Origin of the sequence: Alcaligenes sp. CHO6, assembly GCF_037120595.1 — a bacterium.
GTDB classification, from domain to species: domain Bacteria; phylum Pseudomonadota; class Gammaproteobacteria; order Burkholderiales; family Burkholderiaceae_B; genus Alcaligenes; species Alcaligenes ammonioxydans.
In genome coordinates, this window is record NZ_JBANCI010000005.1 from 220,727 (window position 1) to 245,214 (window position 24,488).

Genomic DNA, 24,488 nt, shown 5'->3' on the forward strand with positions numbered 1-24,488 from the left:
GCACGCCAAGGCATCCGCAAGCTGGAAGAACGATCCCGTCAGCGGGCAGGCACCCGCACGTCCTCACTGGGCGGCGGCACCTGATGCGCTTGCAGCCGGCTGCGCGGCGACTGTTTTCTTCATACCCGCTTTTGCCACTTCTTCAGCTGTCAACCCGGTTTGTGCGTCCCAGCCCCCTCCAAGTGCCACCATCAGCTTGACCGCTGCCCGCAGGCGCTGGGACTCCAGATCCAGCGCCTGCCGCTCTGCCGACAAGGCCGTTGCCTGAGTTTGTGCCAGACTCAGAAAATCCACCAGGCCAGCATCAAACTGATTGCGCGTCAAACGCAGGGACTCCCGTGCAGCGGCCAGGGACCGTGCCTGACTGGCCTGCTCCCGCTCCAGCCCATAAAGCTCGGACAAGGCATCTTCCACTTCTTTGAGCGCATCCAGAACAGTCTGGCGATAGCCCGCCAATTGCTCGTCATAGCTGGCTTGCGCCTGCTCGACCTGAGCGCGCCGCGCGCCAAAATCCAGCAACGTCAAGGCAAAGGCCGGTCCCAGTGACCAGACACGCGCTGGCGCGGTCAGCCATTCACTCAGATCACTACTACTGAAACCGCCACTGGCTTTCAGGTTCAAACTGGGAAACCAGGCGGCCTTGGCCACCCCGATCTGCGCATTGGCCTGCGCCATGCGACGCTCGGCGCGCGCGACATCCGGACGGCGCTCCAGCAAACTGGAAGGCAGGCCCACCGGAATATCCGGGGCCACCGGCCAAGGCGCATTAGGCACCACGTCAAACTGCGAGGGCGGGCGTCCGACCAGAACCGCCATCGCATGCTGATAGCTGGCCTTCTGGCGATCCAGGGCCAGACGCTGGGTGCGTGCCCCTTCAAGCTGACTCAAGGCAGCGGCTACATCCGCAGGTGTCGAAAAACCAGCCTCCAGGCGATTCTGATTGATTTGCAAGGAACGCTCATACGCCGCCACGGTTTCATCCAACACCCGCGCACTGGATTCGGCACTGCGGTACTGCAAATAGGTCTGCGCCAATTGGGATTGCAAACTCAGCCGCGTTGCCGCCAGGTCCGCCGCACTGGCCTGCAGGCTCGCATCGCCCGCTTCCACCTGACGGCTGATCCGCCCCCACAAGTCCACTTCCCAATTCACTGTGACGCTAGCGTCATACGCACTGCTGCTTTGGCTGGTAGCACCCGAGCCGCTGCCACGTCGTGTCGTACCGACCGAACTGCCCACCTGCGGAAACTGTGTCGCCCGGGTACCTGACACCGTGGCCTGGGCCTGACGCACCCGTGCCTGAGCCTGCTGCAAGGTGAAATTCTGCTCGTTCAGACTTTGCATCAAGGCATTCAGCACCCCGTCATTGAGACTTTCCCACCAAGGGCCACGGTCATTCAGATCTGCCGGCTCAGCCGGCTTCCAGGCCGTCGCGCGTACTGCTTCCCGAAAATGCTCACCGACTGGCGCCTGCGGCCGCTGATAGTCAGGGCCGACAGCGCACGCAGACAGGGCCATCACCATGGCTGCCAATGCAAAACGCGGAAAAATCAGGACGTTGGAAATAGGCATATCAGCTTATAGAGTCGAAGTTGTCTGGTTCTTGCGGCGCATGAAACGATGACGCAGACGATCCAGATAAAGATAAACGACCGGAGTGGTATAGAGCGTCAGAATCTGACTGAGCACCAGCCCGCCCACAATCGTGACCCCCAAAGGCTGGCGCATCTCGACACCGGGCCCAGAGGCCACAATCAGGGGGATAGCGCCAAAAATGGCAGACAAGGTCGTCATCATGATGGGGCGAAAACGTACCAGGCAGGCCTCATAAATCGCCTCACGCGAGCCCATGCCGCGCTCACGCTCCATTTGCAAGGCATAGTCCACCATCATGATGGCGTTTTTCTTGACGATACCAATCAGCAAAAACACCCCGATCATGGCAATCAGGTTGAACTCGCCACTGGTCATCATCAGGGCCAGCAACGCGCCGATTCCGGCCGAAGGCAAGGTCGACAAGATAGTCAGCGGATGCATATAGCTCTCATAGAGCATCCCCAACACAATATACAAAGCCACCAGAGCCGCCAAAAACATCAAGGGCTGCTTGGCCAGGGCATCGAGCATCTGGGCCGTGTTGCCTTCAAATCCGGCCTGAATCTCGCGGGTGGGCAATTGAATGCGCGCCATGGCCTGCTCGATTGCTGCTGTCGCCTCGCTCAGGGTGACTCCTTCGGCCAAATCGAAAGAGACAGACTCGGCCACCAACAGTCCCGTGTGGTTGATGCTGCGCGGCGCAGTTCCCGCACTAAAGCGGGTAAAGGCAGACAAGGGAACCCGGGTTCCATCCTTGGCCACCACTTCGATTTCCTTAAGCGATTCCAGGTCCTGGGCAAAACGCGGCTCCACTTCCATCACCACGTAATACTGGTTCAAGCGACCATAAATTGTCGAGACCTGGCGCTGGGAAAAAGAGTTATTCAGCGTTCCAGCCACCATGGCCATGTCAATGCCCAGACGGGACGCCATATCACGATCGATCTCCAGCTGAACCAGGCCCGCCTTATCGTCCGTACCGGTATCCACGTCCACCAGTTCAGGCAGTTCGGCCATGGCCTGCTGCACCTTGGGCAACCAGGTTTTCAACAGCTCCAGATCGCTGCCCATCAAGGAGTAATCATAGGAGCCGCTACGCCCCCCTCCTCCGCTGCCTACCGGGATATCCTGTTGCGGCACCATGAACATGCGTGCACCCGGCGTAGTCGACAAAGGCTCGCGCAGGCGATTGACGATGTCCGTCGTGCTGGCCTTGCGCTCATCCATGGGCTTGAGTTCCACCAGAATAAAGGACGAGGTACTGCCGCCCCGGCCCCCGGCAAACACCGCAACCGAGCGAATGTCCGGGTCCTGATTCAGGATGGAGCGAAAGTGCTCCAGCTTGGGCACCATGGACTGAAACGAGGTACCCCTGTCCACCCGGAAAAAACCCATCAACTGTCCGGTATCTTGCTGAGGGAACAGGCCCTTGGGCACCACGGTATACAGATACACATTCAGACCGATGGTGGCAAACAAGGAAAACAGCATCAGACGATGATGTTTGAGGGCCCACTGCAACGAGCGGCGATACGCCCGCCAGCTGACATTGCCAATCCAGCCCAAAAAGCGGCTGATTGGATGCGAACCCTCCGACTCCTGCTGCCCGGGGCGCAGCAAGCGGGCCGACATCATCGGAGTGAGCATCAGAGAGATCACCAACGACACCAGAACGGCCGTACACAGCGTGACTGCAAACTCCATGAACAGCCGCCCTGCCAGCCCCCCGATCAACCACAAGGGGATGAACACCGCCACCAGCGACAAGCTCATGGCCGTTACGGTAAAGCCCACTTCACGAGTCCCGCGCAAGGCCGCCCGCATCGGTGACAGACCTTTTTCCAAATAACGCATGATGCTCTCGAGCACCACAATCGCATCATCCACCACAAAACCCGTCGCCACGATCAAGGCCATCAGGGAAATGGTATTGAGCGTAAAGCCGAACAGATGCATAAACGCAAAGGTACTGATCAGGGAGGCCGGGACCGCAATGGCGGGAATCAGGGCGGCCCGCCAATTTCGCAGAAACACCAACACCACCAGCACCACCAGGGCTACCGCGATAATCAGGGTAAGCTGAGCCTCTTCCAAGGTGGCCCGGATACTGGGCGTGCGGTCCTGTGCGACCGTCAACTGCGCCTGACTGGGCAGCATTTCCTCGATATCGGGCAACCGTTCGCGAATGGTGTTGACGGTCTCGATAATATTGGCGCCCGCCTGACGACGCACAATCAACAACACCGCTTCCTGGTTGTTCAAATAGCCCAGGCTGTGAATGTTCTCCACAGAATCCTCAACCTTGGCGACATCGCCCAAACGGATCACCTGTCCGTCCTGGTTTTTCAGCACCAGAGGCTCAAAAAATCGTGCCTGGTTGTACTGCTTGCCCGAGTTGATCTGCCATTGACCCTGCTCGCTTTCCAGATACCCGTTGGGACGCAAACTATTGGCGTTATTGATGACTGCACGCACATCATCCAAGGCAATGCCAGCCGAGGCCAGGGCTTTGGGATTCAAGCCAACCCGCACCGCCGGCAAGGAACCGCCCCCCACATCCACCGAACCCACACCCGGAATCTGCGCCAGCTTTTGCTGCACAATGCCGCTGGCCATATCAAAAAGCTGGGCCTTGCTGGCCGTTTGCGACGTCAGCGCCAGCACCATGATGGGCATGGAGGAGGGGTTGACCTTCTCGTAGGTCGGGACGCTGGACATGCCCGAGGGCAGCATGGGCCGTGCCTGATTGATGGCAGCCTGCACATCGCGGGCGGCCCCCTCAATATCTCGATCCAGATCAAAAATCAGCATGATCTGGGTGGAGCCTTCGCTGCTGCGCGAACTCATCTCTGAGATCCCGGAAATGGAACCGAGGGCCTGCTCCAGCGGCGTTGCCACACTGGAGGCCATCGTCTCAGGGCTGGCGCCTGGCAAGTTGGCTGAAATCGCGATCACCGGAAAATCCATTTCCGGCAAGGAGGATACCGGCAAGAGGCGCAATGCCAATGCGCCCACCAGCACCATCGCCAGCGCCAGCAGGCTGGAGCCCACTGGACGAAAAATGAACAAACCTAGCAAACGTTTCATGTCGACTCGCGCACCGACTTGGCACCACGGCGGGTAAAGCGATCAAAAAACAGATAGATCACGGGAGTCGTAAACAAGGTCAGCACCTGACTGACCAGCAGCCCCCCCACCATGACCAGGCCCAGGGGCTGGCGCAGCTCTGCGCCAGAGCCGGTTGCCAGCATCAGGGGGATGGCGCTGAACAAGGCCGCCAGGGTGGTCATCAAAATAGGGCGAAAACGCAGTAAAGCCGCCTGATGAATCGCCTCCTGAGGACTGACCCCCTGCTCGCGCTGAGCCTCCAGCGCAAAGTCGATCATCATGATGGCGTTCTTTTTCACGATGCCAATCAACAGGATGATCCCGATCACCCCGACCATATCCAGATCCCGCCCGGCCAGCAGCAACGCCAGCAAGGCCCCGATCGCGGCAGAGGGCAAGGTAGACAGAATCGTGATGGGGTGTATGTAACTTTCATACAAAATCCCCAGCACGATATACATGGTCAGCACCGCAGCGAGCATCAGCCACAGCGTGCTGGACAAGGACGCATGAAAGGCTTTGGCCGCACCCAGATAGCGGGTGTCCACCGAGGATGGCATGCCGATCTCGTCAGGGACGGTTTCAATCGCTTCAATCGCGTCGGACAAGGAATAGCCGTCCGCCACATCAAAGGACACATTCACGGCGGGAAATTGACCCAGCCGCTCCACCGACAAGGTGCTTGGCACCAGCTCGATACGCGCCAGGGAGGTAATGGGCACCGGCGTACCTGCCGTGGTCATCACGTAAATATTTTCCAGGTCCTGCGGGTCCTGGCGATACTGGTCCTTGACCTCCAGCACCACCCGATATTGCGCAGACTGCGTGTAGATCGTGGAGATCAAACGCTGACCAAAAGCGTCATACAGGGCATCGTCGATATTGGCCTTGGTCACACCCACGCGGGCTGCGGCATCCCGGTCGATATCGAGCAGCACCTGCAAGCCCTTGTCCTGCAGGCTCATGGAAGCATCTTTAATCTGCGGCAAGGCTTTGACCGTCTCCAGCCAACGCGGCATCCAGCGAGTCAGCACCGCCGTTTCCGGATCGGACAAAGCCATCTGATACACATTACGGCTGATCTGGTCATCCACCGTCAGTTCCTGAATGGACTGCTGGTAAACCGTCAAACCCGGAATATCCTTCAGGCGCGCATCGAGTCGGGCCATGATTTCGTCGGCCGTGGCACGGCCCGAGCCGATCGGCTTGAGGGCAATTTGCAGGCGACCATTATTCAAGGTGGCATTGGTGCCATCCACGCCGATAAAGGAGGTCACGGCCTGCACATCCGGGTCTTCAAGGACGATGGCAACCGCTTGCTGCTGCAAGTCCCCCATGGCACGGAACGACGCGGTTTGAGGCCCCTGCGTAATCGCCTGGATCAGGCCGGTGTCCTGTTGCGGAAAAAATCCTTTGGGAACCACCAGGTACAACAGCCCTGTCATCAGCACCGTGCCCAACGCCACCCATAGGGTCAAGGTCTGGTGACGCAACACGACCCGCAGGCCACGATCGTACGCGGCAATGATGCGATCCATCTGTTCGCCCAGCCAGGTCGTGAAGCGGCCATACTGACGCTCATCCTCGGGCTTGAGCATGCGCGCGCACATCATGGGCGTGAGCGTGAGCGAAATGAACAGGGACAACAGAATAGCCACCGCCAGCGTAATGGCAAATTCACGAAACAGACGGCCGATCACATCACTCATAAAGAGCAAGGGAATCAACACGGCAATCAGGGAAATGGTCAAGGACAGCAGCGTAAAGCCAATCTGCGCAGCCCCCTTCAAAGCGGCCTGCAACGCGGATTCACCTTTTTCAATGTAGCGGGCAATGTTCTCGATCATCACGATCGCATCATCAACCACGAAGCCGGTGGCCACAGTCAGCGCCATGAGGGTCAGATTGTTAACGCTGAAGCCCCACATCAACATGATGGCAAAGGTGGCGATCAGGGAGATAGGCACCACGACGCTCGGTATCAAGGTGGCCGTCCAGGTGCGCAGAAAAACAAAGGTCACCAACACCACCAGCACGATGGCCAGCATCATTTCCTTTTGCACATGGTCAACCGAATCGCGAATGGTCTGCGTGCGGTCCGTGGCCACCTCAACGTCCACGCCCACCGGCAAGGAACGGCGGATCTCGGGCAACAGACTCTGAATCTGATCCACGACATCAATGACATTGGCCCCGGGCTGACGCTGAATATTCAGCAAGATCGCCGGGACTGTGCCCATCCAGGCCGCCTGACGCACATCCTGGGCATCCCGCAGCACCGTGGCCAATTCCCCCAGGCGTACGGCTGCGCCGTCCTTGTAGCTGACAATCAGGTTTTCATAGTCCCGCACCGTCTTCAACTGCTCGTTGGCGCCGATGCTGGTCGAGCGCTGGGGACCGTCCAGATTCCCTTTGGGTTGATTCACGTTGGCGGCAACGACTGCCTGCCGGATGTGGCTGAGAGTCAGATTGCGTGCAGCCAGGGCATTGGGATCTGCCTGAATACGTACGGCAGGCTCCTGCCCCCCGGCAATACTGACCAGGCCCACGCCTGTGACCTGTGACAGTTTCTGCGCAACACGCACGTCAATAAGATCACGCACCTCGTGCAACGGCATATTCGGGGAGGTCACCGCCAGAGAAATGACCGGGGTATCAGCCGGATTGACCTTGTTGTAGATGGGGGGGGCCGGCAAATCATTGGGCAACATATTTGAGGCGGCATTAATGGCCGCCTGCACTTCTTGCTCAGCCACATCCAGGGGCAAGCCCAAATCAAACTGCAAGGTAATGCGCGATGCGCCGCCTGAGCTGGACGAAATCATCTGCGACAGGCCCGACATGCTGCCAAACCGCCGCTCAAGGGGGGAGGTAATTAAAGACGCTACCACATCCGGACTGGCGCCCGGATACAAGGTAACCACCTGAATCGTGGGATAGTCCACCTGCGGCAAGGCGGCTACAGGCAGCATACGATAGGCCAGCAAACCCGATACCAGCAGGGCTACCATCGCCAGGGTGGTAGCCACCGGGCGCAGGATAAAAATACGCGACATGCTCACGGCTTACTCGCTTGCTGGACGTGGACGGCGACCCTCACCCGTACGCGGATTCTGCGCTGTGCCGGCGGCATCAGCCTGAACAGGCTTTTCAACGGCCTGACCATCCTGGTTCATCACCTCGACCTGCGAGCCTTCACGCAGACGATCGGTGCCTTCTACCACAACGCGATCGCCTTCTTTCAGACCGCTTGTCACCAGGGTTTGCTCCAAGGTGGCTGTTCCTAGCTCCACCACTTGAATATGAACCTTGTCCTCGGCATCCAGGGTATAGACATAGGTTCCCACCGCCCCCCGCTGCACCGCATGAGAAGGAATGAGCAATCCCTGGTCCTGCCCCAGAAACACTCGAGCATTGACAAACTGATTGGCAAACAGGGTTTCATCGGCATTTTCAAACTCGGCCTTCACCTTCAAGGTGCCGGTATTGATGTCGATCTGGTTGTCCAGTGCCTGCAAGCGGCCTTTATCCGACAAAATCTGTCCCTTGCTGTCGATCAGGGTCACGCGCAAGGGGGACTCACTTTGTCTCATGGCCTCCAGCAGGCGACTTAGCTGGTTTTGAGGCAAGGAAAATTCCACACCGATGGGGTCAATCTGGGTAATCAGAACAATGCCATCGGTATTGCCGGCTGACACCAGATTGCCCTGGTCCAGCTTGCGCAAACCCAGGCGGCCCTCCAGGGGCGCGGTAATGCGCGTGCGGTCCAATTGAACCTGGGCACGCGCCACCTCAGCCTGATTGGATTTGATCTGCGCCTGCAGTTGCTGAACCGCCGTTTCCTTGGTCTCCAAAGATTGACGGGAAATCGAATTTTGTTGAAATAGGATGCGGTGGCGTTGCAGCTCTTGTTGCGCCCCTTTTAACTGGGCCTGATTTTGCGCCAATTGTCCGCGAGCCTGATCCAGCTGCACCTGATAGGTGCGCGGGTCAATCTCGGCCAGCAGCTCGCCTGCTTTCACACGCTGGCCATCGTTGAAATAGATGCGTTCGAGCACGCCGTCGACCTGCCCACGCACAGCCACCGTTTGTAAGGGCTTGACGGTGGCAATCGCATTAACGGTTTGATCGATCAAACCTTGCTGCACGGTCGACACATGAACCGGAACTTTCGTGGCCCCCATCATGCCGCGCGGCCCCCGCAAAGGGCCGGCGGTATCAGAAGAGGAAGACAGGGCGTAATAAACAAGGCCTGCCGTGACCAGCAGCCCTACCACCACCCAGACATAGAAAGATCGGGACCGCCGACCCCTGCCTGCGTTCAACTCCGACATGAATACTCCCCGGCTAAAACTCAATTGTCTCTACGCACAGTCTAAAGAAGCGTTTAAACGTCTCCATCGCTGTAACGACAGGCATTATGCCGCCAAAATATTGGCAGCCCGACCGGTCAAACGACAAAGCGTCCCTCACGCCAGACCGCGCTGGCACAGCAAGTATAAAAGCGGCTGTCTGAACCTTATATGAACAGCGTTTTCAGCCGAAGTTGCAACGAGCCAGCCGAAAGGGAATATCCACGGTCACGGCCTGCGGTTTTAATTGATTGTCTTGCTGTACAAAGCGTATCCAGATGACATACCGGTTCGCGCTCATTTCGGGATAGATGCACGCCCCCGCATCCACCCAGACGCGCAGCAGCTGGAAGGTTTTGCCAGCCAGCATCTCCTGATAGGAGCCATCGCGGGCAATCTGGTCAGCCGAGTCGCCGGACTGACGCAGCAGACGCAAGATCAAGGCCAGGCCTTGATAAAGCGGTAAAAAAGACTCGGACCAGCGGCGCAAATCCTGAACGCGATCCTTGTCCGGCCGCTGTTGCCAGGAATAATAAGAAGGCATATCCACCGGGGAGGTGCCGCCGGGCACGGCGACCCGGCCGCGCAAGCTGGTCAGCCATTCATTCTCACGCAAACCTTGTCCCACCCGCCCTTGGGCAGACAGGTCGGCGGCCGCGCGCACGATCTGCTCGATCATCTTGTCCAGTGCCTGCAACTGCACCCCAGGGTGCTCGCGCAGTGCGGCCAGCGCCACGCGCTGACGTTCCAGATCCTGCAAAACGGCCGAACGCAAGTCGGTTCGATCTGCAATGTCCAGCAAATCAAATAAAGTCGCTACTGCGATCTGGTGCGAGTACGCATCCTGGTTGGCCGAAAAATGAAACAGCCTATCGAACAAGTATTCGACTCTCAGTAAAGCCCGGACACGCTCATTGCATGGGTATTCGTATAGAGTCACGCGTTTAAAAACCTTTATTTGTCGGCTGGGGGTCAGACACGGTGTGGTGTCAGGCAGTCAAGGCACACCAGCGTTGGTGGACAGCCCGCGCCCGCTCTTCCAACACGGGCAACGTCGTCTGCCCATCGTTCAGAACCACATCATCAGCCACCGCCAGGCGTTGCTGACGTTGCGCTTGTGCGGCCATGATACGTTCAATTGTGGCCACTGCCAGCCCGCTGCGCTTTTGCACGCGCGCGATCTGGGTCGCCTCATCACAATCGACAACGCAAATCCGGTCCACACGGTCGCTCCATCGTCCTGACTCCACCAGCAAGGGTACAACCACAACAAGATAACATCCCTGCGCCTTCAAGGTCTGTGCTTTTGTTACGTTCCAAATCAGAGGATGAATGATCGCCTCCAGGCGATGACGGGCGGCCGGATCAGCAAACACGCAGGCTCGCATCCAGTCCCGATCCATCGAGCCGTCAGCGGCCAGGGCTTCGGCACCAAAAGTATCGCGGATAGGCCCAATGGCCAAGCCACCGGGCGCGGTCAGCTCATGGGCGATCACATCCGTATCCACCACCGCCGCCCCCCAGGAAGCAAAAAAATTGGCCACCTGGCTTTTGCCCGATCCAATTCCACCAGTCAGCCCAATTGTCAGCATGTGCAATCCACGGATAAAAAACAAAACTGTAACGTACCCGCGCCAATCCTCCTACCCTCGATAGGTCTGATACTGTCCCGCCAGGCCAGGTCTAGCGTAGAATTCAGCTATCACCAGTCCACGGAAGCCCGCCATGTCTTTCCTCAAGATTTCTCCTCTGCGTTCACTGCCCCTGCTCTCGCTTGTTTTGCTGGCAGCCTGCGCCCAGGCACCCGTTCAGCCCACCCCTAACGAAGGCCGTGACTCTACCCAGAAAGACGCCCTGCGCCAGGCACAAGGCAGCAGCACCGCCCGTGCCCCCTCGCAAATCAATCTGGGCTTTGGCAATCAGGAAGGTCTGCGCGCCATTACCCCGGCCAGCGCCGAGCAAGCCCCGGCCGCCCAGGCCGATCGCAGTGTTGCCGAACTGGCCGAGCCCAAAACATTTCTAGGCACCCTGTCCTGCCCGCCCCAAGGTGGCATTTGCGAACCTTACAAAATCAGCGTGACCCTGGCGCCAGCCGGTCAATGGCGTTTACGAGCCACCCCGCTGGGTGCTGGTCAGTCCTACCACAAGGGCGGTTGCTGGGTCCCCATCGGCACACAGCCCACCCGCATCGCCTTGTTGGCGGACAATGACTCGACCCTGGCAGATCTGAGCTTTGTAAACAACAATGTCTTGCGCGTTAACACCTTCAACCAGCAACGTCCCACGCTGGAGAGCCACTTGACCCGACAAGCGGATCTGGACCCGGTCAGTGAGCTGGACAGCCAGCCAATCCCCGCCTGCCGCTAAGTGCTATGGTGCAGACTGCCCGCCCATCAAACAGGGCGGCAGCACATCGCGCAGCGCCGGCTCACTAAAGACAAAACGAGTCAGCTCAACCGCATTGCGCACGCGTAACTTCTGAAAAACGCGTGCCCGATGCGCTTCGACCGTGCGCTGGGAAATCTCCAATTCGGCCGCAATCACTTTATTCGCCTTACCCGTCGCGATATAGGACAGGACATCGCGCTCACGCGGGGTCAGGCTTTCAAAAAGCACAGAAGCGGGAAGGTGGCTATTCAATACCATATCAGTCTCGTATATCTGTACCAGGCGGCCAGGCCACCTGTAATGTGAAGAATTAACCATAGACAGAGTTTGTCATTTTAGGCAGGGACTACGCGACTGTTAACTTGTGCAGGATGTTTTTGTCATAGGACTAATATAAATAGCCACGTTTCAGTGACCTAAAAAAACAGCTATTTACCAGCCCATATCGGTGCTTGAAATCTGCGGCGGCGAGTGCGCTCCCCCAACCAGACTCCGGCAGCAGCCCTAAAGAGACACCCACCCTGTACAGGCCCGACCCTTGCACTGGGTCCAGGGGCCGGGTACCGCGCCCATTGAGTCCAGCCTGCCCCTGCACCTCTCGCTTTGGTATGCCCCTGCCCCACGGTCAATAAGACAAAAAGACAAACAGACCAAAAGCACGCAGATATGAAAAAAGCACAGTAAAAACTGTGCTTTTCTAACCAAATAACACAAGAAATCAGGCTTTAGTCATTTCCAGATTATCGATCAAACGCGTTGCGCCCAGTTTGGCCGCGGCCAACGCCACCAAAGGCTCGCCTGCCTGTATCTGCTCCTCGCTCGGTTCGAGCAAGTCCGACTGACGACGCAAAGCCATGTAATCCACTTTCCATCCCAGATCGGTCAATTTGCCGGTCGCATACGCCTCAATCTCCTGACGGCTTTGACCTTGTTGCAAGCGTTCCTTCATCTCTTGCAGCGTCTGGTAAATCTGCGGTGCCTGGGCGCGCTCTTCCGGACTCAAATAGCGATTGCGCGAGGACATGGCCAAACCATCCTCTTCTCTGACCGTCTCGTGCGCCAGAATCTCCACCGGCAACTGAAATTGACGCACCATCTGACGCACCACCATCAACTGCTGGTAGTCCTTTTTGCCAAAGACGGCGACACGCGGCTGTACACAGGAGAACAGCTTCAGAACAACCGTACACACGCCTTCGAAAAAGTCGGGACGGAAATGACCTTCCAGAATCCGCCCCAGATGATCGGGCGGGCTGACGCGGAAACTCTGCGGCTCGGGGTACATTTCGCGTTCCGAGGGCGCAAACAAGACATACACATCGCGCTCTTGTTCCATCTTCTGCGCATCTTCCTGCAAGGTGCGGGGGTAACGATCAAAATCCTCGTTAGGACCAAATTGCAGGCGATTGACAAAAATACTGGCCACCACCGGGTCGCCATGCTGGCGCGCCATCTTCATCAGGTCCAGGTGAGCCCGATGCAAATTCCCCATGGTTGGAACAAATGCCACGCGTGTCTGGCCCTGAAGCTGATCGCGCAGTTCTTGGATGTTATGAACGACTTTCAAAAAATTCTCCGCTACGGAATAAGATCAGGCCCATCGGCCTGCGCTCGAATATACGTCAGGCGCAAATAAATAGGAGCGTAGGGCTCGGCCTGCGTGATTTCAAGCAGTGACTCTCGTGCCAATTCCAGCATTGCCAGAAAATGCACGACAAGCACCGCTGTCGGATCACCCTGATCCAGACGTTCATTGAACAGCTCACTAAACTCCATAAAGCGAACATGCTGCAAACGTCGCAGAATCTGGCTCATGTGATCCCGCACCGACAACTGCTCACGGGTAATCTTGTGACTGGCGTTGAGCTTGGCCCGCTTTAAAATCCCCAGCCAAGCCTCGCGCAAATCCTCTGCACTCACCTCCGGCGGGATCGCCTCAATAACCAGTTCGGCCTGGGCATTGGCCAGCAGAAAATCGCGCCCCGCCAGGGGCAACTGGTCCAGACGGCGCGCCCCTTCCTTCATGCGTTCGTATTCCAGCAAACGGCGCACCAGCTCCGCACGCGGATCATCCACTTCTTCACCCGTGTCCGCACGTCGCACCGGCAGCAGCATGCGGGACTTGATCTCGATCAGCAGCGCAGCCATCAGCAGGTACTCACCCGCCAACTCCAGATTGCTGGCGCGAATCTGCTCCACATACGCCAGATACTGCCCGGTGACCTGGGCCATCGGAATATCGAGCACATTGAAGTTCTGCTTGCGGATCAGATACAGCAATAAATCCAACGGGCCTTCGAACGCATCCAGAAACACTTCCAGCGCATCGGGCGGAATGTACAGATCCTGGGGAATCGCAAACAGCGGCTCACCATAAAGACGCGCCAGCACATCCTCGGGCTGAGGAGCTGGCGTGTCCACAACAGTCTGCTGTGCAATCTCGGTCACAGGCGCCGGCGCAAGGATTTAGTTGTTTTCGTAGTACACGTAAGGTTTCTGGGGCGTGCGGGCCGCCTTGTAACCATCTTGCAGTTCCTGATCAATCTGCTTGTCCCACAGACGATAACGCCCCTCACGCTGACGCGCTTCGGTATCGGGATTCTGAGCTTTATATTGTTTGAGAAACTGGGTAATTTCGGATTCGAAATTCTTTGCCATAATACCTGTACGCCTAAATAAATTGGATAACAGAAAAGTTTGAGTTTACTGCACCGCACACCAGAGAGTTCGCCGCATGGCATCTGAACAGACCGAAGCTGCCCCACCACCGGCAACCCTGTCCCCTCAAGAGCGTCGGGCCATACGCATTATTCCCTACATTGTGGGATGTGCCTTGTTCATGCAAATGCTGGACTCGACCGTAGTGGCCACAGCCCTGCCCACCATGGCCTTGTCGCTGGATACCAGCGTCATCCGCATGAATACCATCATTACCAGCTACCTGCTGGCAGTGGCTGTGTTCGTGCCTATCAGCGGGTGGGCTGCGGACCGCTTTGGAGCGCGCAAGGTGTTCCTGGCCGCCATTCTACTCTTTACCGCCAGTTCTGTTGCATGCGCCCTGTCCCAGACCCTGACCCAACTGATCATTTCCCGGGTGGTCCAGGGCATGGCGGGGGCCATGATGGTACCGGTAGGACGCATTATCTTACTGCGGCGCGTCCCTAAAGATCAGCTTTTAAGCGCCATGGCCGTGCTGACTTTACCCGCCTTGCTCGGCCCTATCATCGGCCCGCCCGTGGGTGGTTTTTTAGTCACGTATGCCAGCTGGCACTGGATTTTCCTGATCAACATCCCCGTCGGAGCCTTGGGTATTGCCCTGGTACTACGCTATATCCGCGAGGACTATCCCACCGACCGGCCTCCCCTGGACTGGCTGGGCTTTATCTTGAGCGCCATCTGCCTGGCCACCCTGGTAACCAGCTTTGAGAACGTCGGCCACGGCACCCTGAACTGGTCCACCCTGGGCTGGCTGACCCTGGCCGGACTGATCGCCGGCCTGTGGTATGTCTGGCACGCCCGCCAGGTAGCCTATCCCATCATTGACCTGTCCTTGCTGCGCACCAAAACCTTTGCCATATCGGTACTGGGCGGCAACCTGTGCCGCTTCTCGCTCGGAGCTTCCCCCTTTCTACTGGCAATCATGTTGCAAACCAACTTTGGCATGAGCGCGCTGGCAGCAGGTCTGATCACCTTTACCGGTGCGATTGGTGCACTGGGCATGAAGCTGGTGGCCCCACCCATCATCCGGCGCTTTGGCTTTCGCAATGTACTGATCATCAATGCCTGGCTGACCGGCCTGTTCATCGCCTTGTGCGCCCTGTTCCAGGCCACGACCCCAATGTGGCTGATGATTGCCGTGCTGACGGCAGGTGGTTTCTTCCGCTCCCTGCAGTTCACCGCAGTCAACACCCTGACCTACGCCGACCTGGAATCCGAGGCCATGAGTCAGGCCAGCAGCTTTGCAGCCATGGCGCAGCAGTTGGCCATCAGTCTGGGCGTGGCTTGCGCGGCCGTCACCTTGAACATCAGCATGGCCCTGCGTGGTGCCAGCAGTGTGCAGACGCAGGATACGATTTGGGCTTTCCTGATTCTGGGTGCGATTACCGCCTTATCCAGCCTGTCTTTTGCCCGACTATCCCCCACTGATGGCGATTCGTTGCAACAGGCGCCACGCACGACCAGAAAAACGAAAGCATAGGGCTCAGTCCGAAGGTATGCCGCCTGCTTTGGCAAGTCTTGCCCAACGTCTCCTGGCGCACCGATCTGCTGTGTCTGCCTTAGTCCGGCTCCGCTGCCCGCGAAGCCTGATCAGTGAGCAGCATCACCAACTTGCAGTCCGGCCGGATAGCCAGCCGGAACGTAAACTGCTGAAAACGCCTGACACCTTTTTTGGGATGGCGGAAATCCCGCAATCCCCCCTCCCGCTCCACCACGGTCTGGCGTCCCCACCAGAACGCGAATACCTGGCTTTGCTGCCCCAGTTCCTGAATAAGCGCCTGTATATCGGCCTCATCCGCATGTGCGCCGACATCGGCGCGAAACTCGGCCACGACACGGCTGGCACGCTGCTCCCAGTCCACCACCAAATCGCGTGCGGCCGGGTCCAGAAAGATGTAACGCAGCAGATTGGGCTGCTCGCTGCGATCGGGCCAGCCATCAAACAAGTCCAGCAAGGCCTCGTTACGCGCGAGAACATTCCAGCTGCGGTCCAGAATATAAGCAGGCGCGGAGATACTGTCGACACAGGCGCTCAAGCCCTGCGGCAAAGGCTGAATATCACCTTGCCAATGCTCAGGATCGGCGCAATCGGCCAGCTCAAACAGGTAATGACGTTCCGCTCTGGCCAACTTCAACACGGTGGCCAGCCGGGCACAGACAGTCGGGGACACGGTCACATCGCGGCCCTGCTCGATCCAGGTGTACCAGGTGGTGCTGATATCGCACAGCTGGGCCACCTCTTCGCGGCGCAAACCAGGAGTACGACGACGCACTCCCGGGGCCAGACCGACGTCGAGCGGCCGGATACGTTCTCGCGCATGACGCAAAAACCGCCCCAAAGCCTGACGTCGGGTTTGGGAGGTGCTCTCGGCGCCTCCCGTACCAGGCCCCGTCGTTCCCATATCAGCCCAGCACGCCCGACAAGGTGCGGCGCACATCTTCTTCCGTACGGCCACTGCGCTTGATGTAGTCCTGCAACTGATCCTCACCAATATTGCCCACGTTAAAATACTTGGACTGCGGGTGGCTGAAGTAAAAGCCCGACACACTGGAAGCCGGAATCATGGCGTAACTGTCGGTGATGAACATCTCGATGTCTTCGCACTGCAGAACACGGAACATGTCGTGTTTAACCACGTGCTCCGGACACGCCGGGTAACCCGGTGCGGGACGAATACCCTGGTATTTCTCGTCGATCAGTTCTTCGTTGGACAGACGTTCGTCCGTCACATACCCCCACAAATCCGTGCGGACACGAGCGTGCAGACATTCTGCAAAGCCTTCTGCAAAACGGTCCCCCAGTGCTTTGATCATCAGATCTGAGTAATCGTCCCCTGCGGCCTGGAAACGCTCGGACAGCTTGTCCACGCCAATCCCGCCGGTGACTGCAAACATGCCGATGTAATCGGCCACGCCGCTTTCTTTGGGAGCAATGTAGTCGGCCAGACACTTGCTATCTACGCCTTCACGCTTGACGCCTTGCTGGCGCAGATTACGCCAGGTAAACAGGACTTCGCTGCGCGATTCGTCCGAATAGACCTCGATGTCCTCGCCATTGACCGTATTGGCGGGGTAAAAGGCAATGACGCCATTGGCGGTCAGCCAACGGCCCTCAATGATCTTTTTCAACATGGCCTGTCCTTCGGCAAACAAGGTCTTGGCCTGCTCGCCCACCACCTTGTCCTCCAGAATGGCCGGGTACTTGCCAAACAAGCTCCAGGTCTGGAAGAACGGCGTCCAGTCGATGAACTGGGCAATATCGGCCAGATCATAATTCTTGAAGGTGCGGCGTCCAATGAACTTGGGGCGTGGCGGGACATAGGTCGACCAGTCAATCGCAGGCTTGTCCTGGCGCGCTTTTTCCAGCGAAATCAAAGGGGTGGCTTTACGATTGGCATGGCGCTGGCGCACTTGTTCATATTCCTCGCGCACTTCGGCAAGAAACTCTTCCACATTATCCGAGACAAGCTGCGTGGCCACACCGACGCAGCGGCTGGCGTCCGGTGTGTAGATGACCGGGCCGTCGTAATGCGGCGCAATCTTCACCGCCGTGTGGACCCGGCTGGTGGTCGCGCCACCAATCATCAGAGGGATATTGCGTTCACGGAAGTAAGGGTCACGCTGCATCTCGGACGCAACATAGGCCATTTCTTCCAGACTGGGGGTGATCAGGCCGGACAGCCCCACGATATCGGCTTCCACTTCTTTGGCCTTGGCGAGAATCTCGGCGCAAGGCACCATCACCCCCATATTGACCACTTCGAAGTTATTGCACTGCATCACGACGGACACAATGTTCTTGCCAATGTCGTGTACGTCGCCTTTCACCGTGGCAATCACCATGCGGCCCTTGGAGCGCACATCCCCACCTGCCGCTTCAATCTGGCGCTTTTCTTCCTCAATGAAAGGGACCAAGTGGGCGACGGCCTGCTTCATCACACGCGCAGACTTCACCACCTGCGGCAGGAACATCTTGCCTTGACCAAACAGGTCACCGACCACGTTCATGCCGTCCATCAACGGCCCTTCAATGACGCTGATGGGACGACCGCCCTGAGCAGCAATCTTCTGACGCACCTCTTCCGTGTCTTCCACGATGAAGGTGGTAATGCCATGCACCAGCGAGTGGATCAAGCGCTGCTCGACCGTGGTTTCACGCCAGCTCAGATCTTCCTCTTTTTTGGCGCCCGAGCCTTTGACGCTCTCGGCCATTTCCACCAGACGCTCGGTGGGGGTGCGCTCATCAGCCGGATCGGTTTTGCCCTTAGGTTCGGCCCGGTTCAGAATCACGTCTTCAATCAGATCGCGCAGATGCGGTTCGATATCGGCATACACACCCAGTTGGCCCGCATTCACAATCCCCATGGTCAGGCCTTCCTGAATGGCGTAGTACAGGAAAACGGTGTGGATGGCCTCGCGCATGGCTTCGTTGCCACGGAAGGAGAAGCTGACGTTGGAAATACCGCCGGACAAGCGGGCGTGCGGCAGATTTTTGTGAATCCAGCCTACACCCCGAATAAAGTCCAGCCCATAGTTGGCGTGCTCATCCATGCCGGTTGCCACGGCAAACACGTTGGGGTCGAAGATGATGTCCTCAGGCGGAAAGCCCACCTCATCCACCAGCAAACGGTAAGCACGTTCGCAAATCTCTACCCGACGCTCGTAACTATCGGCCTGACCCTGCTCGTCAAAGGCCATCACCACAATGGCGGCGCCATACTTGCGGCACAAACGAGCGTGCTCCAGGAAAGGCTCAACGCCCTCTTTCATGGAGATCGAGTTCACGATGGCCTTGCCTTGCACGCAGCGCAAACCAGTTTCAATGACGTCCCATTTGGAGCTGTCGATCATGATGGGCACGCGCGCAATGTCCGGCTCGGAGGCGATCATGTTCAGGAAGCGATGCATGCAGGCTGCTGAGTCCAGCATGCCCTCATCCATATTGATATCGATAATCTGCGCACCGTTTTCCACCTGCTGCCGCGCCACCGACAAGGCTTCTTCGTAGTTTTCCTGCTGAATCAGGCGCAAGAAAGCCTTGCTGCCCGTGACGTTGGTACGTTCACCCACGTTCACAAACAGGGTGTCTTCATCAATGTTCAAAGGCTCCAGACCCGACAGGCGGGTTTTAACGGGCACCTCAGGAACAACTCGTGGAGGCAGCTTACGGCACAGCTCGGCAATGGCGGCAATGTGCTCGGGCGTCGTGCCACAGCACCCACCCACCATATTGACCAGACCCGCTTGCGTAAATTCCTGCAGCAGGCTGGAGGTATCGGCGGGGGTTTCATCAAAGCCGGTTTCGGCCATGGGGTTGGGCAAGCCGGCGTTCGGGTAGACACAAACGTAGGTATCGCAAATCTTGGACAGCTCGGCCACATAGGGGCGCATCAAGGCGGCACCCAGCGCACAGTTCAGGCCAATCGTAATCGGACGGGCATGACGCATGGAGTTCCAGAAGGCTTCCACCGTCTGGCCGGACAGAATGCGGCCCGAAGCGTCCGTGACCGTGCCCGACACCATGACAGGAACGCGCTCACCACGTTCGTCAAAGACCGTTTCCAGGGCAAAGACAGCCGCTTTGGCATTGAGCGTGTCAAAAACGGTTTCGATCAGCAGGATATCCACGCCGCCATCGAGCAAGGCACGCACCTGCTCGGTGTAGGCCACCCTCAGTTGCTCAAAGGTGACGTTGCGGGCGGCGGGGTCATTCACATCGGGAGAGATGGAAGCCGTTTTAGGTTGTGGGCCCAGCGCACCAGCCACAAAACGCGGCCACTCGGGCGTGCTGAAGGCATCACGCGCCTGACAGGCCAGTTGCGCCGACGCCAGGTTCAGGTCATAGCTGATGCCCTGCAAATCGTAATCACCCTGGGCTATATCCGTCGCACCAAAGGTGTTGGTGCTGATGACATCGGCCCCGGCCGCCAGGTACTGGTCGTGAATCTCGCGAATAATGTCGGGACGCACCAGCGACAGCAATTCGTTATTGCCCTTCACATCCTTGTGGTGATCCGCAAAGCGTTCGCCACGGAAATCGGCCTCGCCCAATTTGTACCGCTGAATCATGGTGCCCATTGCACCGTCCAGAATCAGGATTTGCTGCCCCAGACGTCGGGCAAACTCCGCACCACGGGTGTAGGCAGAGATCGGGTAAGGCAAAGCGGGATAGGACACTAAAAACTCCGTAACACGAAACGGGATGTTGACAGCCTCTGGCAGCAAGAAGCACAAGAATGGTGGATTGGCGCCACAATTGTAGCGCTTTGTACGGGAAATCCGACCTAAACACTTAACCTTTGCCCCCACGGCATGTAACATTTTCGGCTCGGAAAGAGGTGCTTTCCGGCCCACACTCCGCTGGGCCTGGGAAAGTCAAATGGGAAACGTGAGCGGTTCATACTGAAACTGCCAAACGTGCTGCCCCCGCAACGGTACCTGCTACGCGCAAAGCCCGACACCAGCCTGCTTCTGACCCTGACTTTACGGCCGTCCTCCCGTGGACAGCTTCGCTTATCGATGTGCGGGGACGCACATCTCACAGGAATCTCCATGACTCTACTGTCCATCAGACCCTTGATGGTCGCCCTGGCGGGCGCCCTGCCCTTGATCGCCACGGCCCAAACCACTTCTGTCACCAAGCTGGATCACATTGTGGTTACGCCAAGCCGCCTGGCACAGCCACTGAAAAACGTGGTGGGTGACGTCACTGTCATTGATCAGGAAACCTTGCAAAAAGCAGGCCAGAGCAGCGTCGCCGATATTTTGCAGCGTCAGCCCGGAGTAGAAATCTACAGCAGCGGTGGCCCACAAACCACAACCGGCGTCTACCTGCGCGGCACCAACCCGCAACATACCCGCGTGATGATCGACGGCATGCGCATCAACAGCTCTGCCAGTGGTTCGGTGAACTGGCAGGCAATTGATCCAGCCCTGATCGAGCGCATTGAAATTGTGCGTGGCGCCGGCAGCAGCCTGTATGGCTCGGATGCCATCGGAGGGGTGGTGAACATCATCACCAAAAAAGGCGGCGGCGAACGTGCCTTGAGCGCCTGGGGAAATATGGGCCTGGGCTCGCAAGATACCTTCAAGGCCAGCGCCGGTTTTTCTGGTGCGGCCCAAGGCTGGGATTACAGCCTGGCCTCCAGCTACGGTAGCAGCGACGGCTTCAATGCCACCAATCCCCTGTCCTTTAGTTACAACCCCGACAAAAACGGCTACACCCAGCACGGGCTGAACGGCTCGTTGGGATATGAGTGGTCAAAAGGCCAGCATTTGGGGCTGACCGCTATCAACAGCTACATGGATGGTCAGTTCGACAACGGTCTGTTCGAGCGCCGTACCCCCAGCACACAGACCCGCCAGCAAGCCTATGGTTTGACCAGCACCAACCAGTTGTCCGAAAAGTGGACCAGCCGCCTGAACGCCTCATTGAGCAAAGAAACCGTAGAGAACCGGGCTTTTGCCGCTCGATACGCTACCTTGCAGCGCCAATACAGTTGGCAAAACGACCTGACTGTCGCCCAGGGTCAAACCGTCTCCCTGCTGGCCGAACGTCTGGAAGAACGGATGAGCCACAGCACCGTGCACAAGGACGACAAGCGCAACACCAATGCCTTTGCCCTGATTTACCGTGGCGATATTAATCAACACCACCTGCAAGCCAGCGTGCGTAATGACAATATAAGTGGCTATGGCAACAAGGTGACGGGCGGCCTGGGCTATGACCTAGACATCACCAGCAACTGGACAGTAGGTGTCGCCGCCAACACGGGCTTTCGTGCACCTACGTTCGCGGACTTGTACTCGCCCTACAATTGGGGCTTTCAGGGCAATCCGGACCTGAAACCGGAGAAATCACGCAATGTGGAAGGCCATATCCGCTATACCGACGACACGACCCAACTGGGGATGGTGGTCTACCAGAACCGCATCCGCGACATGATCAACCCCTATGTGTGTGATGCCAATTTCGAATGCACAACCAGCAATACGGAAAAAGCACGGATCACGGGCCTGACCTTGACAGCCGTCAAGCAACTGGGCGACACCACCTTGAGTGCCAGCGCCGACTTTGCCGACCCCAAGGATAGAAATACGGACAAGCAACTGATCCGCCGTGCCAAGCAAAACTACAAAGTGGCCGTGGAACACACGTTCGGGGATCTGAAAACCGGCGCTGAATACCTGTTCGCTTCCCACCGTTATGACGATGCGAAAAACGAACAACGTCTGGGCAGCTATGGTCTGCTTAACCTGACCGCCAGCTACCCGCTGACCTCCAGCCTGGAAGCCCAGCTGCGCTGGAACAACGTGTTCGACAAGGACTACACCCTGGCTCGCGGTTACAACAACGCTGGCTCCAGCGTGTTCCTGAACTTTGCCTGGCGTATGTAAGCTGTTCACTTGGCCTTGGTCAATTCTGGCGCGGCCCCGTTCAGGGGCCGTGCCATTTACGGAGGCTGCATGATGCCCTCTTTGCCTGCGACTTGTCGTCTACAGCCCGCCAAGCGCTCTGTCTGGAGCGGACTGCGGCGGTGGAGCTTGCGTTGCCTGTTCGTGCTGCCTTTGGCATTGCCCGTCCCGGCCCCAGCACAGGTGCAGACTCAAGTACAGCCCGAGATACAGACCAGCACGGAACACAGCACGCCAGAAATACAGAACAAGCAAGAAGATACAGAAACACAAAACGCCACGACCGATCAGGAAACCCAATCCTCACCAACCGTCGCTACAGCCCGCGCACGCGCAATTAGTCTGGCCCCTCACATCACTGAGATCCTGTTTGCGGCTGGAGCACAAGACAGCCTGATCGCCGTCGACAGTTCCAGCGACTACCCGCCTGCTGCCAAGGATCTGCCCAGCATTGGGGACGCCTTGCGGGTCAACCCCGAACGACTGCTGGCGCTTAAACCCGACCAGGTCTGGGCCTGGCAGCCCAACCAGATCGGACCTGAATTGCAAGGACAATTGCAACAAGCCTCGATCCGCCTGATCTTTGCCGCCCCCAAGACACTGGACGATATTCCCGCCTTCATCCGTCTGGCTGGCGACCGTCTGGACACCGCCGAGGCCGCTGTGCCTGCCGCCGCTTTGCTGGACCAGCAAATCGCAGCCCTGCGCCAGAATAGCCGTCTGGGCCACACCGTCAGCGTATTTCTGGAAATAGGCTCCGAACCCTTGTACACCTTGGCCCGCGACCCCTTGATCCAGGATGTGCTCAGCACTTGCAAAGCGCAGAACATCTACGCCCGCCACGCCGCCGTCGCACCCGCTATCAGTCTGGAAGACGTTCTGCACAAGCGTCCGCAAGTGGTCATCCTGGCTTACCGTGACCCCGCCCAGCTGCGCGCGCGCCATCTGTTCTGGGAAAAGCATCTGGGGCTCAGTCCCCACGCGTTACTGAACCTGAACCCGGACGCCCTGTACCGTCCCGGCCCAAGGCTGATAGAGGCCACTCGCCAGTTGTGCGAACAACTGGACCGCTATCGGGCCCAGGCTTTTTGAACGGTTTTTCTTCTGCCGCTTAAAACTGATACTTCACTGCCAGCATCATATTGCGCGGCTCACCCCAGGTGTAGGTGCTGTACCTGACCGGCGTAACCGGGCCGGCTGACCTCCCCCCACGTTTTGCTTTGCCAACGTGCGCCACCGCCCAAGGTCAGTCCCTTCCAGCCGCCCTCGAAATCATAGGTGGTGTAGCGCTTGAACTGATGCTCGGGTGACAAGATGGACACGTTATCGCCGTCCTGGCGCGAGAGCTTGTAAGCGTAACCCGCATGCATCTGCCGTTGCGACGTCAGTTGACCCGCCAGCTCGAACTCTACCCCATGGGTGCGCACGCCAGGCACCGCTCCATACGCGATGCCGCCCGAGGGCGTACGTCCTCTCGTTTCTTTACCGAAGTTGTCCTGCCGCAGCTGAAAATAAGCCAGGCTGGACGTCAGTCGACCTTCCATGAATTCGCCTTTGAGCCCAACCTCAGAGTTATCCCCGCGCAAGGGGTCCAGGACACGACCGCTCTCGTCTTGCAGGTCTTGAGGCTGGAAAATCGTGGTGTAGCTGGCGTAGACCGAGAAGTTGTCATTAAGGTCATAAACAGCCCCCAAGTAAGGCACCCATACGCCGGTCTCGCACATCTCTTCCTTGCTGTAATTGGCTTGTAGAGGGGAATAAAGACAAAAAAGCGTACAGCGCCAGACAGGACGTCCAATCAACGGGGACGGCACATTAACCGTCCCCGTGGGTCCGCAAACGAGGTAAAGCGAAGCGCGGGCTGGTGGACCATCCTCAGAACCAGCCACACTCAGCGTAGGCTTGCTGCAC

Annotated in this window: 17 protein-coding genes and 1 riboswitch; of the genes, 4 read left to right on the top strand and 13 right to left on the bottom strand. The window is 58.0% G+C overall.

Translation table 11 applies throughout. The features are described from left to right. Positions 1 to 63: 63 nt before the first annotated feature. From V6936_RS16320 to coaE, 6 genes are all read right to left on the bottom strand, one after another. Entirely contained in the window at positions 64 to 1,572 is a 1,509-nt protein-coding gene (locus V6936_RS16320; protein WP_003802023.1) for an efflux transporter outer membrane subunit, read from the bottom strand. 6 nt (positions 1,573 to 1,578) lie between these two features. After that, positions 1,579 to 4,683: an efflux RND transporter permease subunit gene (locus V6936_RS16325; protein ID WP_336580128.1), complete on the bottom strand. Its 3,105-nt coding sequence runs from the start codon at positions 4,681 to 4,683 to the stop codon at positions 1,579 to 1,581. Next, positions 4,680 to 7,766: a multidrug efflux RND transporter permease subunit gene (locus tag V6936_RS16330; RefSeq protein ID WP_336580129.1), complete on the bottom strand. Its 3,087-nt coding sequence runs from the start codon at positions 7,764 to 7,766 to the stop codon at positions 4,680 to 4,682. The genes V6936_RS16325 and V6936_RS16330 overlap by 4 nt, the downstream gene beginning before the upstream one ends. Before the next feature lie 3 nt (positions 7,767 to 7,769). Beyond that, entirely contained in the window at positions 7,770 to 9,038 is a 1,269-nt protein-coding gene (locus tag V6936_RS16335) for an efflux RND transporter periplasmic adaptor subunit (RefSeq protein ID WP_003802031.1), read from the bottom strand. Positions 9,039 to 9,240: 202 nt separating this feature from the next. After that, entirely contained in the window at positions 9,241 to 9,996 is a 756-nt protein-coding gene (gene zapD, locus V6936_RS16340) for a cell division protein ZapD (protein ID WP_039943397.1), read from the bottom strand. Positions 9,997 to 10,045: 49 nt separating this feature from the next. Continuing rightward, positions 10,046 to 10,648, bottom strand: coding sequence for a dephospho-CoA kinase (coaE, locus tag V6936_RS16345; protein ID WP_003802037.1), 603 nt, complete (start codon positions 10,646 to 10,648; stop codon positions 10,046 to 10,048). 133 nt (positions 10,649 to 10,781) lie between these two features. Here coaE and V6936_RS16350 point away from each other — a divergent pair, with 133 nt between their 5' ends. Next, a complete protein-coding gene (locus tag V6936_RS16350; protein WP_003802039.1) occupies positions 10,782 to 11,423 on the top strand; it encodes a hypothetical protein in 642 nt (213 codons plus the stop codon). A 3-nt stretch (positions 11,424 to 11,426) separates the two neighbouring features. Here the strand turns inward: V6936_RS16350 and V6936_RS16355 are convergent, their stop codons facing one another. The 4 genes from V6936_RS16355 to V6936_RS16370 form a co-directional block, all read right to left on the bottom strand. Then, on the bottom strand, positions 11,427 to 11,702 hold the full coding sequence (locus V6936_RS16355) for a response regulator transcription factor (RefSeq protein ID WP_003802043.1): 276 nt from the start codon (positions 11,700 to 11,702) through the stop codon (positions 11,427 to 11,429). Between the two features lie 460 nt (positions 11,703 to 12,162). Beyond that, positions 12,163 to 13,011: a pantoate--beta-alanine ligase gene (gene panC, locus V6936_RS16360; RefSeq protein WP_003802045.1), complete on the bottom strand. Its 849-nt coding sequence runs from the start codon at positions 13,009 to 13,011 to the stop codon at positions 12,163 to 12,165. A gap of 11 nt (positions 13,012 to 13,022) precedes the next feature. Then, positions 13,023 to 13,865, bottom strand: coding sequence for a segregation and condensation protein A (locus tag V6936_RS16365; RefSeq protein ID WP_003802048.1), 843 nt, complete (start codon positions 13,863 to 13,865; stop codon positions 13,023 to 13,025). Positions 13,866 to 13,910: 45 nt separating this feature from the next. After that, the gene (locus tag V6936_RS16370) at positions 13,911 to 14,102 is read right to left on the bottom strand and encodes a DUF3460 family protein (RefSeq protein ID WP_003802050.1); all 192 of its coding nucleotides are present in this window, start codon (positions 14,100 to 14,102) and stop codon (positions 13,911 to 13,913) included. A 76-nt stretch (positions 14,103 to 14,178) separates the two neighbouring features. Between V6936_RS16370 and V6936_RS16375 the strand changes: the two genes are divergently transcribed. Then, the gene (locus tag V6936_RS16375) at positions 14,179 to 15,642 is read left to right on the top strand and encodes a DHA2 family efflux MFS transporter permease subunit (RefSeq protein ID WP_003802053.1); all 1,464 of its coding nucleotides are present in this window, start codon (positions 14,179 to 14,181) and stop codon (positions 15,640 to 15,642) included. Positions 15,643 to 15,721: 79 nt separating this feature from the next. Here V6936_RS16375 and V6936_RS16380 read toward each other — a convergent pair whose 3' ends face one another. Together V6936_RS16380 and metH are read right to left on the bottom strand one after the other, a co-directional pair. After that, entirely contained in the window at positions 15,722 to 16,564 is an 843-nt protein-coding gene (locus V6936_RS16380) for a helix-turn-helix transcriptional regulator (RefSeq protein ID WP_003802055.1), read from the bottom strand. A gap of 1 nt (position 16,565) precedes the next feature. Beyond that, positions 16,566 to 20,339 carry a methionine synthase gene (gene metH, locus V6936_RS16385; RefSeq protein ID WP_240209285.1) on the bottom strand — a complete coding sequence of 1,258 codons (3,774 nt, stop codon included), beginning with the start codon at positions 20,337 to 20,339 and terminating at the stop codon, positions 16,566 to 16,568. Positions 20,340 to 20,481: 142 nt separating this feature from the next. Continuing rightward, a riboswitch (cobalamin riboswitch) is annotated at positions 20,482 to 20,645 on the top strand. 69 nt (positions 20,646 to 20,714) lie between these two features. Between metH and V6936_RS16390 the strand changes: the two genes are divergently transcribed. Together V6936_RS16390 and V6936_RS16395 are read left to right on the top strand one after the other, a co-directional pair. After that, a complete protein-coding gene (locus V6936_RS16390; RefSeq protein ID WP_240209286.1) occupies positions 20,715 to 22,559 on the top strand; it encodes a TonB-dependent receptor domain-containing protein in 1,845 nt (614 codons plus the stop codon). Positions 22,560 to 22,628: 69 nt separating this feature from the next. Then, the gene (locus tag V6936_RS16395; protein WP_230406207.1) at positions 22,629 to 23,669 is read left to right on the top strand and encodes an ABC transporter substrate-binding protein; all 1,041 of its coding nucleotides are present in this window, start codon (positions 22,629 to 22,631) and stop codon (positions 23,667 to 23,669) included. Positions 23,670 to 23,728: 59 nt separating this feature from the next. Here V6936_RS16395 and V6936_RS16400 read toward each other — a convergent pair whose 3' ends face one another. Further along, positions 23,729 to 24,301 (bottom strand): TonB-dependent siderophore receptor, encoded by a 573-nt coding sequence (locus V6936_RS16400; protein ID WP_219235155.1) that lies wholly within the window; start codon positions 24,299 to 24,301, stop codon positions 23,729 to 23,731. Positions 24,302 to 24,488 lie beyond the last annotated feature (187 nt).